The 11,856-nt window shown below is 42.3% G+C and carries 6 protein-coding genes; all 6 read right to left on the bottom strand.

The genetic code is table 11. The features are described from left to right. Window positions 1-165 precede the first annotated feature (165 nt). Window positions 166-1,239 (bottom strand): endo-1,4-beta-xylanase, encoded by a 1,074-nt coding sequence (locus QJ048_RS13100; protein WP_282334823.1) that lies wholly within the window; start codon window positions 1,237-1,239, stop codon window positions 166-168. Between the two features lie 21 nt (window positions 1,240-1,260). Beyond that, window positions 1,261-3,750: a glycosyl hydrolase 115 family protein gene (locus QJ048_RS13105; protein WP_282334824.1), complete on the bottom strand. Its 2,490-nt coding sequence runs from the start codon at window positions 3,748-3,750 to the stop codon at window positions 1,261-1,263. Between the two features lie 192 nt (window positions 3,751-3,942). Then, window positions 3,943-4,695: an SDR family NAD(P)-dependent oxidoreductase gene (locus tag QJ048_RS13110; RefSeq protein WP_282334825.1), complete on the bottom strand. Its 753-nt coding sequence runs from the start codon at window positions 4,693-4,695 to the stop codon at window positions 3,943-3,945. Window positions 4,696-4,984: 289 nt separating this feature from the next. Then, window positions 4,985-6,592 (bottom strand): endo-1,4-beta-xylanase, encoded by a 1,608-nt coding sequence (locus QJ048_RS13115; RefSeq protein ID WP_282334826.1) that lies wholly within the window; start codon window positions 6,590-6,592, stop codon window positions 4,985-4,987. Between the two features lie 25 nt (window positions 6,593-6,617). After that, window positions 6,618-8,480 (bottom strand): RagB/SusD family nutrient uptake outer membrane protein, encoded by a 1,863-nt coding sequence (locus tag QJ048_RS13120; protein ID WP_282334827.1) that lies wholly within the window; start codon window positions 8,478-8,480, stop codon window positions 6,618-6,620. Window positions 8,481-8,499: 19 nt separating this feature from the next. After that, on the bottom strand, window positions 8,500-11,736 hold the full coding sequence (locus QJ048_RS13125) for a SusC/RagA family TonB-linked outer membrane protein (RefSeq protein ID WP_282334828.1): 3,237 nt from the start codon (window positions 11,734-11,736) through the stop codon (window positions 8,500-8,502). Between the last annotated feature and the right edge of the window lie 120 nt (window positions 11,737-11,856).

Consider the following 11,856-nt stretch of genomic DNA (forward strand, 5'->3'; position numbering starts at 1 on the left):
GGCGATGATAGAACGCAGATCGCGATGATTTTGATGATTAGAAATGATTTGAAATTTTGAATGCAAATACCTCAAAAACGAGGGTTACTTTATTTTCTAATCAAAAAATCTTAAAAAATCATCAAAATCGTGATAATCTGCGTTCTTTCTTCCTTTCTTCAGCTCTTAAAAATTCACCACTTCCCAAAATGATTTCTTCGGTTGCCAATTCACGTCAAACAGCAAGGGATAGTTTTTGCGGCCGGGAACGGGATAATGATCGAGCCATGTGGTTCGATCAGAAGTGTTCCAGAAAGTGACACCGGAGATCACGTTTTTATATTCACGGAAGATGCGGAACATTTTGCTGTATTGCTCCGCTTGCTTTTTTTCCAGCTCAGGAGTATACTTGTCGATGTCGCTCGCCGTTTTTGCACGCACATTTTTCTCCCAGGGATAAACAGATATATCCAGTTCTGTGATCTGTACTTTTAAACCAAGCGAAGCGAATTTCACAATTGCGTCTCTCAACTCTTTTTCTGTGGGCTCATAAATTGACCAATGTCCCTGCAACCCAACTGCATTAACTGGCACATGCGCATCAACAAGTTTCTTCAGCAACTTGTAAACACGGTCACGTTTCTCTGGTCTTTCGGTATTGTAATCGTTGTAAAATAATTGTGCGTTAGGATCTGCTTTGTGTGCATATTCAAATGCCTTTACAATGAAGTCTTCTCCGCATATCTGGTACCACAATGAATTGCGATAAAGTCTTGAGCTATCATCGTCAACCGCTTCGTTTACCACATCCCATGCGTAGACCTTTCCTTTGTAGCGTGATACAACGGAAGTTATATGATCTTTCAAACGTTTTAGTAAAACTTCTTTAGAGACCAGTTTCCCATTTGCATCGGTGAATAACCATTTTGGTGTATGCTCGTGCCAGCAAAGGTTGTGGCCGCGAACACGCAAACCATTCGCCTGTGCGAAAGCAACTATAGAGTCTGCATCGGCCCAGTTATACCTGTTCTCTTCCGGATGTATCGCTCCCATCTTCATGGAATTCTCTGGAGTTATGCTGTTGAATTGTTGCAATATCAATTTAGCCTCATCTCCTCTTAGAGATTGTGGCATAACAGCAACGCCAATTGGAAAATAGTCTTTATATGCGTCCTTCAGGGTTTTCTGTTGAGCATTTGTAGTCGCCAAGCTGGCAGATAAACACAAGACTGATGCAAGTTTCACAAGATGCTTTTGCATGATAATTTATTTTTGAAAAAACTACTTCTTATAATTTTCGGGAGGTCCTAAATAACTTTGTTTTACGCCTCCAAAATCGACTACTACTTTTTGTAGAACAAGTCCGGCATCAACCATCCAATACTTTACCACATGCTTTCCTGTTTTTTTCAACGCATGTTTTGAATTACTGATGATAATATTGTTTGCCACCCAACTCCCCCACTTTTTGTTATTCATGCCTTCATGAATGTTGATGATTTGTGGTGCTGCATTGTCAATAGAAACAGCATAGCGCAAACCATCATTGTGAAAATTAAGTGTTGGAGAAAAGTATAATGAGACTGTAATACTGTCTATCGCCGCGTTCGTTGTTATCTCATATTCAAGACGAGGAGCATTCCCGCCGGGTGTTTGAGCAGATGCAGTAACAGGAAAAGGCGTAATGCCGTCACCAGTACGTCCGGCATTTGGAATCACCTGCCATTTGATTTTGTTGTTGCCAACTGCTTTAGTAAACCTTTTAGCTTCAAAAGCGGCATATCCATTTTGCCAGGTCGCAACAGGCAATGTGTATTTTACGGCAGACACATTATTGCTTGCGACATCAAACCTCATAACCTGTGGCATTTTATTGGAATCAGGTTGTTGCCAATAGGTATAGCCTATGTGAGTTTGGTCCATCATGTGGTGCCATTTTCCTCCCGCTAAAGTATCGTTGTAGTATTTTGAAATGCTTGCATCGTTTGAATAATAAAACGCAACACTGTCTGCCATCACATTTGCGAATGCGTAGTTTTTTTGCTCTGCGAAATATTTATTCTTTGCAACTGCCAGATACATGGAATATAGATTGGCGCAAGCTTCTACCGGATGTAGCACTAGTTGAAAATACGCGTCTTTGTATTGTGCGGGCATCTTTTTGTTGATATCATCCGCCTGTTTTAGCAGTCGGTTGTAATCATCTGTTACCCGTTGAAACTCGTTATAATTTAAGAGACTAAAAGTGCTGTCGTTTAAGAGTTCCGGTTTGCGACGAGCGTTGTATTGTGTATACTTTGTAAGAATGTTTGCGATCGAAGCAGCATACTCTTTTCCGAATTGCTGCTGCGCCCAATTGCGGGTATAGGCGGGCAAATTTTCGGCTTTAATATTTTCGGGCTTCCATGCATAATCAAGGAAAAATGAAATGGGAAATTCCATTGGCTTGAGATCGCCTACGTTAACGATCCACACTTGTTTTGCACCATATTCATATGCAAGATGCATTTGCTCCCAGGTACGTTCAATCTGGTTTGTGTTTAACCATTTGTAATTGCGCGGATCTCCTACATAATCGAAATGATAGTAAATGCCATAACCACCTTTGCGGGGTTTATCAGTAAGTTTTGGAAGCTTGCGAATGTTGCCCCAGTTGTCATCGCACAATAGCAAAGTCACATCCTCCTGCACACGCATGCCTTTGTCGTAGTACTCCTGCACTTCTTTGTAAAGGGCCCACATTTGGGGCACCTCTTCCGCTTTCCTGCCAGTTATTTCTTCAATGATCGATCGCTGGCGGGCTACTATTTTTTCCAGTAAAGCGATATTGCTTTGTTCGCTCATTGGCTCGTCTCCATCGCCTCGCATACCAATGGCCACAATGCTTTCATTATTACCATTGCGCTGAATGCCGCGTTTCCAAAACTCATCCAGCTTTGCGGAGTTCACATCATAGTTCCATTTTCCGGAACCGTATCTTTTCCATTCATCATGTGCACGCATCATTGGTTCATGGTGTGATGTGCCCATTACAATGCCGTATTTGTTTGCCAAAACAGGATTAAGAGAATCATCATCATTAAATGCACTTCCCCACATTGCGGGCCACAAATAATTTCCTTTTAAACGAAGTAGCAATTCAAAAACATGCTCATAAAAAAGATGATTGAATCCGCCAAACTTTTCCTTTGTCCAACCGGAAAGTGCAGGAGCCTCATCGTTTAAGAATATGCCCCTGTATTTAACGGATGGATAAGAAAATAGAAAAGCATTCTTTTGTATGCTTACGCTTTTGTTTTGCAAAACAGGTACGTCAGCCCACCAGTTCCAGGGCGACACGCCTATTTGTTTTGACAATTCGAATATGCCATAAGCAACACCACGTTTGTCAGCACCAGTAATAACAAGGGTTTTAGCATTTATCAGTTGCACCTGGTATGCGTCCCATTTGCCTTGTAAACTATCAATGGAAATCTTTTTTGCCTTAACCAATTCATTAATTGCAGCCGACTTATTAGCAATGCCAATTACAATTGTATTGCTATTGCCGATGGAATGAACCGCTGCTGGCTTACTGCCCGTAACTTTTTCTATATCCTGCTGCAGAAGATTCGCAGCTTTTTGAATCAACCAGTCGGCGCTTTCGTCTGTATAGATAGTTACATTTTGAAATGAAAAATTTCCGGGGACATTTTTCGTCGCAATGATATTCTGCCCTTTAGTGAAAAGCGAAATAAAAAGTACAACCGATACAACAACCGATTTCTTCATGGTATTTTATTTGGCACAAAGATGAGTTCAGTGGCACACATCCGCCCGGCTGAAACCGTTCGGACGGGGATGACGCTGATGCGACTGATTTACGCTGATTTTTGCTTAAGCAAACTTACTTGTCTGTTTTTATAAAACCACTTACTATAGCGGGTTCTGTCTCTCTCCTTTGGAGAGAGGCAGTGGTGAGGCCTAAAATCCAACAGAGTTGCCCCCATCTACAGGAAGCACTACACCGGTAATATATTTTGAACCTTCGGATGCGAGGAATAAGGCTGCGTCGCCGATGTCGGCAGGTTTGCCGAGTGCGCCCATTGGCGTTCGTGACATTACTTTTTGTTTTCTTTCGGGGTCGTTATTCAGTGCTGCGGCAGACATATCTGTAGCGATAAAACCTGGAGCAATGCAGTTGATGCGAATGCCTTTTGGAGAAAGCTCCACTGCCATCGCCTTTGTCATGCCTTCTATTGCAGATTTGGAGGCTGTGTATGCAATTACTTTTGGAATGCCGTATTGAGAAGCCATTGAACTGATGTTAATGATGCTTCCTACATTCTTCTCCACCATAAACTTTACCACTTCTCTTGACAATGAAAATACGGCGCTGACATTTGTTTGCAATATTTTCTGAAAATCTTCATCAGTTACATCTAAAAATTCTTTTTTCATATTGATGCCGGCATTGTTTACCAGCACATCAATTTTACCGTATTGATCAACGATCTTTTTTACCATTACGGGAATGGCTTTTAAGTCAGTCAGATCGCAGGAAATAAATTCACACAATTCCCCAAGCTTCTCTTTTGCGTGCTGCAATTTTTTCTCGTCTCTCCCTATAATAATTGTAAAAATGCCTTCATGCACAAATTTTTGTGCGATTGCTAATCCAATACCAGAGCCACCGCCAGTCACTAATGCAATTTTATTGTCTTTAGCTGTTTTCATAATTTCTTTCTCTATTTAATTCTTATCACAGGCAAGCGCAATTTAAAAAGAAGGAACGCAGATTTTTATGATTGTGATGATGGTAATGATTTTTAAAATTTGTTTTTGATGCATATCGCTGATACTTGTTCTCCTGTACAAGTTCCGATTATACTTCGTATCGGAATCCCGATTAGGCATCGAATCGGGACGACGCAACGATGACGACTTTTATTCTACCGTTGACCACCAAAAAAATCCTGACAAATCATGACAATCATGAAAATCTGCGTTCCGTGTATTTCAAAGTTTATTTACCTGCTTTCAAGGCTTGCAATACAGCAGAGTATGCTGGTTTTTTCTTGAAATTCTTATCCCACAACAATGGCAATCCTGTAGGTTTCCAGCTATCCGGATCATCAACACCCCAAATAGTAATACCATAGCGTTGTGCAGCTGGTACATTTTTAAGGTATGAATTGATGATGTACTGATACATCGTAGCTTGATATCCCAATGTTTGAGGATCACCAACAGTTGCATCTGTACCTGAAGGTATGGTTGTAACATCAAGCTCAGATATTCTGATCTTCAGACCTGTTGATGCCAGCTGCTGGAACATATAATCGATGCCGGCATAGTAAGTGCCTCGTGCATCGCAGTGCATTTGAGTGCCGATACCATCAATCTTAGCGCCTTTACCTTTTAAGTATGCAACGTATGCTACCATTGAATCTGTTTTCGCTTTGCTTGATTCAAGATTATAATCGTTGATGAACAACAAAGCATTAGGATCAGCAGCGGCAGCATATTGGAATGCACGTAACGCGTAATCTTTGGTCACACCGTTAAAAGGATAGTCTGACCAGAAGAAAGTACTGGTATTTGGAACAACTCCACCAAGGTTTGTGCTTGTACGGATCGTACCTGCGTCTGTCAATGGTTCGTTCACAACATCCCATGCTGCGACTTTTCCTTTGTAATGCGTTACCATACCTGTAACGAACTTGTTCATTGCAGTATCTACTTTAAGCGCAGCTTGAGTTGGCGAGGCAGCCTGCACGAATTCTTTCACACTTGCATCATCAATGTAATAAGTGTTGGCAACTTGTCCCATGTCAAAGAGGAATGTTGTAGAAGTAAGTGTTGCAGTAATTGTCCAACTCACTTGTTGCCACGCAGTACCGATTGTTTGGTCGCCTTGGTATTGTGCTGCAGACGGCCCTGTGGAGAGCCTGATAGAACCGCCGGCTGAAATTGCTTTTACCCAATAAGTGATACTATATTGTTTTCCCGGAGTGGTAGCAAAAGCAGCACTCGATACCTGCACTTTCCATTGGTTACCGGTTTGAGCAGTAGGGTTTACTACTTGCATAAAACCGGTACCTGCATGCGCATTTGCACCTGTTGTTGGAAAAGTAATGGTAGCACCATTTGTATTAAAAATGCTCCAATTGTTTCCAGCTGATTCAAAGCCCGGATTGGTCAATAATTCGGTTGCAGCAGGAACTGTTATACCAGCATAGGTTTTAATATAATCAGCGTTTTGTTGTGAATGCCACAACAATGTGTGCCCATGTATACCTAAGCCCGCGGTAGAAGCCTGGCTAACCAATGCATCTGCCTTTGTGAAATTCAATGAACCATCGCTTTGCACAATTGATCCGTGTTTCATTTCATTACCCGGTGTAATGTTTGTTCCCTCTCTTGCAATGATTGGAAAATAGGCGGCGAAATTTTTATCTCCCTGGTACGCTGCAAAGCCAAAAGGCAAAGTACCGGCAGCGCTTTTTAATGTTCCGGAAGTATCGGTGTAAATCCCCGTATTAAGAGTACCAATGTCCTTCATTTTGGTACAGGAAGCCAATGCACCTGCAGCCAATAATGACAACATGAAATATTTTGATTTATTATTCATAATTCAAGTTTTTAGTTTTGATTAATTACCAGCTCGGATTTTGATAGTCCTTCGAATTTGGCACCGTCATGTTATCCAACTGTGATTTCGGAATTGGTCTCAATGTCATGTAGCTCTGTATTTTAGCACCATATGGGGTGAGTTTTGCACGATTCAGCAATTGCCCCCTCATGGCCAGGTCCACCCAACGATTTGCCTCTCCTGCCAACTCACGGGCATGCTCATCCAAAATAAAGTCAACTGTAATCGTTGCTGGGGTTGCGGCCACCATAGCAGCCTGTCTTGTTGCCACATCTGCTGCAGATAAATTGCTTCTAAAGGCAGCACGAGATCTTACCACATTGATTTCATTTACAGCTTCAGCATTGTTGCCCATTTTCATAGCCGCTTCTGCTGCCAATAAGTATACTTCAGACAATTTGAGCACTGGGTAAGGCCTACCACCACCATCGTTTGCGTTAGGTCTCGCAGGATCCCAGTATTTCATCATTGATGGAATTAAAACCGGCTGAGCAGCACCACCGGAGCCAGGGTAAGTACCATTGACACCCGGCATTTCACTTTGGCTAATTACACGGTAAGGTTTTGCAGATTTTAATTGTGCGGCAACCAAAGCAGCATATTCAGTATCGTTGTGTGACACTACAATTCCAGTATCGCCTACATTGTAGGTAAAACTTCCTGTAAAGGAGCTTCCTGCGGGATAGGAAGAGGTAGTTTGAACTGTAGCGAGATAGACACTGTTAAAAGTACCATCGTAGCGGCTGTCGTTTGTCTTATCAGCAAATATCGTTTTGATTAAATAGTCTGTAGGACAAATTATACGCAAAGGACGACCATACAGCGGAGAGCGTGTAGCGCAAGGCTTACCAGGACTGCTTACAAGAGGAGCAGCAGCACCATCGTAGCTCATGTTGTAATCATTAGAGGCATTCACGTCCTTACCACCTGAAGTTGCAGCTAACCCATTGAAAACACTTTCTTCGTTGGAAGGCAAATCGCCGGGAATGCGCTCAATAGCAAATAAAATTTCCGCATTATAATCGCCCCCCAGTTCTGGTTTAGAATATTTTGCATATGATGTTACGTCTGCATAGTTCGGCAACAAGGCGCAACCATATGTTGCTTTGTTATTGATAACCTGCATCGCTGCATTGTAGGCATTTTGCCAGTCAGAGGTTTCAGCATTGGCAGAATATCCTTTGAAGATATACGCTTTTGCCAGCAAACCGTAGGCAGCAGCCTTTGACAAATTATAGGCACCAGCCGGACGCTGAGTACGCAGATTTTGTGTTGCATAGGTCAAATCGCTGATGATCAACTTCCAGTCTTTTGTCAAGATATCTGCCAAAGGCAAACGGTTGAATCCGGCGAAAGAAGATTGATTGAAAGCATAATCACCGCTACCAAGATCCACCGGTATTGCACCAAACTGCGATACCAGATTGAGATAGCACAACGCTCTTAAAAAGTGCGCCTGTCCCAAAACATCCGCGGTATCTATACCTGTGATGCTTGGCGCCCAGGTTATAATGCCGTTGCACATATTGATGTTGTTGAACGTTCTGTTCCACAGCGTTAAAATGGACCCGTCTGTATAGTCATATGTGTAGGTGCTGATCTGGTAAGCAGCCGCAGCGCCGCCGGCGTTGCCCCACCACATATCGGTACCTAAGTCACCAATAATATTGGCACCTTCAGGGCCGTATATGTAGCGCAAGCCTGAATATACTGCGTTCAAGCCCAATTGAATTCCCTGGGTATTCTGGAACATCGCGACCGTATTAACAGTATAAGGGTGCTCTGTTAATTTTTTACTGCAGCTGTTCTCTGTCAATAGGACCGAACCTGCTAACAGTATGTATAGATATATTTTTACTCGTTTCATTCCTGTCTGTTTTAGTAATTTAAAAATTCACATTTACGCCCAGCATATAATTTCTTGTAAGCGGTGTAGATGCACTAATGGTTGTCATACCGTTTTGGCCGGGGCGCAAATTATCTACCGAAGTACTACCACCAACACCTGATGCTCCCTGGTTAGTAGCAATTGGCGAGATGCCTGTTTGCTTCATATAAGGAGAGAACAGGAAGCCAACATTATCTATCGTACCATACACCCGAAGAGAATGAACGCCTAGTTGTTTCACCAGGTTCGGCTTAAATGTATATCCGAAATTGATGGCTTTTATTTGCAGGAAAGAAGCATCGTAATAGCCCAAAGTTTGCCAGGCTGTAGGTGCAGTGCTCCATCCGCTTGTACCATTAGCAGGTGTAGGGAACCAGTTGGTAGGATTGTTTGGTGTCCAGTAGTCTACTTTTATTGAGTTTCTGCCAAGGTTTGCGCCTGAACCTAATGTTGTCAAATATGAAGATGACCATTGGTGAATCTGGCTAACCAACAAACCACCGAAACGTCCATATACTGTAAAGCCCAAATCAAAACCTTTATAAGTGAAAGTGTTGGTCATACCACCTTGTATTTTCGGATCTCCATTGCCGATAATATGTCTGTCAGCTGGGGTGATCTTTTTATCATTGTCATAATCCTGTATCTTGATCTGACCCGGTGTTGCTCCATAAAGGGCAGCTTGTGCAGCTTCGCTAGTTTGCCATATGCCTAGCTTTTGATAGTCATAGATCGAAGTCATGGAATAACCGGTGAATAACTGGTTACCGACGTTTTGTGTTGTACTACCAATTTGTTTGGTCAATTTATTTCTGTTGAAGAACAAATTCAAATCAGTAGTCCAGCTAAATCCATCGGCACTTGATGGTTTGATATTTAATGAGTTAATGGAAAATTCCATTCCCCAGTTCTTCGTTTGTCCCACGTTAACTGGATAAGGATTGCTTACACCGGAAGATGTAGGAAGTGTTTGATTAAACAACAATTTATTTGTAATGGCGCTGTAATAATCGATAGCACCGGTAATGCGATTGTTTAGGAAAGCATAATCCAAACCAATGTTTAGCGTATTGGTATATTCCCAGTCGAGGTTAGGATTTGGCAATCCGGCTAAATAATAACCTACCCCTATGCTCGTGCCGTAATTATATTTTACGATTGTACTCTTACTCATATCGCCAGGTAATCCGCTAAGACCGTTGTCGTTAGTAACACTACCCAAAGAAGAATAAGCACTTACTTCCTGCGATGCCGTTTGTCCGTAGCCTGCTCTCAATTTCAATAGGCTTATCCAACTGAGTTTGTCGTTATTCTTTATGAAATTTTCGTTTGAAATGCTCCAACCTGCTGAAGCTGCCGCAAACTGGTGCCAGTTGTGACCTGCAGCCAATACTGATGACCCATCCCTTCTGTATGTTCCGGTAAGCATGTACTTATTATCATACACATAATTGACACGCCCCATATAAGATATGATAGAAGAAGAAGCTTCGCCACCGCTAACTACTGCTGAGGGTGTTGGTGAAGCCTGGGACATATCAAAGTATTGCGTCTGCTCATTATACATTGAATCCTTGCTGGCAAAAGTATTATGCATGGACTGTTGCTGAACACTATACAAAGCTGTAGCGCCGATATGGCTCTTACCAAAATCTTTATCGTAAGTCAATAAGTTTTCCGCTGTGTAGGACCATGTAGAAATATTATTTACAGAAGCATGGTTACCGTTTTGTGGTCTGAAGAAACTTGGATTTGAGTTTGTAGCAGGATTGACCTTACCATTGTAGTGGTCCGCTGCCTGGTACTGGTCCTGTTCTTCCTGGGAAAAATCCAATCCCAAATTAAAGCGGTATTTAATGCCTTTCCAGATGTTCGCTTCTGCGAAGAGGCTATTGAATGTATGTAATATTCTTTTTTTGTCCACCCACATGCCATTGTTATTCTTTAGCAATAATGGGCTGTAGTTCCCACCAACATCGTTCGGATCACCTTGTCCCATAGCATTGAAAACAATTTTACCCGTACTGTCGTAAGGACTTACCAAAGGACTGGTTACCAATGTAGGGAACATCGTACCGCCATTTACAAACTGTGCACCATTTTGGATGCTCAAACTGTTCATGGTATTTACGCCTACTCTCAACCATTTACCTACCCTTGTATCAACTGACAATCTTAAAGAGCCGCGTTGATAATCCTGACCGGGCAACACAGCTGTTTCTTTATAATAACCTGTTCCCAAAGAATAAGTGGTGCCTTCGTTACCGCCTGAAACAGTGATATAATGATTTGTCTTATAGGAATTTTTATAGATCATATCCTGCCAGTCGGTTGATTTACCAGCATTCATGTTTTTAATCTCATCCGGCGTAAAACCAGTACCAACAGGTGCAGCAATATTGTGCATAGCAATATATTCCGATCCGTTAAATACAGGATATTTATTGGCCACTGTGCCTATACCGTAGTAACCGTTGTAATCCACCTTTGCAATACCTGCAGCGCCGCGTTTAGTAGTGATCAGGATAACACCGTTTGAACCACGGCTACCATAAATAGCGGTAGCAGAAGCGTCTTTCAAAATGCTCAAGGACGCGATATCATCGGGGTTAATGTCGTTCAGGTTACCGCTGTATGGAATACCGTCGACTACTATAAGTGGAGCATTGCTTCCCAGCACAGAACGGATACCACGAATGCGGATAACAGCTCCTGAACCAGGCGCTGTACCTACAGTCTGAATATCCACACCTGGAGCATGTCCCTGCAATGCATTCTGGAAGTTAGCAGCAGGTACTTCTTTCAAAGCTTTTGCGCTTACTATACTTACAGAACCTGTAACGTCTCTTTTCTTTTGTGTACCATAACCAACTACAACAACCTGTTCCATCTCTTTGGTTTTGCTTTCCATTTTGATGATCAGGACGTCGTCTTTGGCACCCACTTTACGGCTGATGCTAAGATAGCCCACATAGCTAAACGTTAGTGTGCTGTTAGCCGGAACAGTAATAGAATAGGCACCGTCGTTATTGGTGGAAGTCGCATGGGCGCCCGCACTAATGGTCACGCCAGCCAATGCCTTGCCGGCATCATCTGTAACGGTACCGGTTATTTTGACATTGTTAGTCTGCGCATACAGCATATTGCTGCACACGGTTAGCAATAGCAGAAGAACACCGAATAAGTTTAGTCTTCTCTGCCTTACTACTGATTTTTTTTTGATAGTAGTACTCATAAAAACAAGCAGTTCATTTGTGAATTAATATTTGGAAAATTGGTGCGAAGATTTGTTGCGCGTACGCAGGCGCATTTAAGATGTGTTCATGGCAATTTCGTTTTGGCTAAGCATTTGGTT

It is taken from the genome of Pinibacter soli, from assembly GCF_029961145.1.
GTDB lineage: Bacteria > Bacteroidota > Bacteroidia > Chitinophagales > Chitinophagaceae > Pinibacter > Pinibacter soli.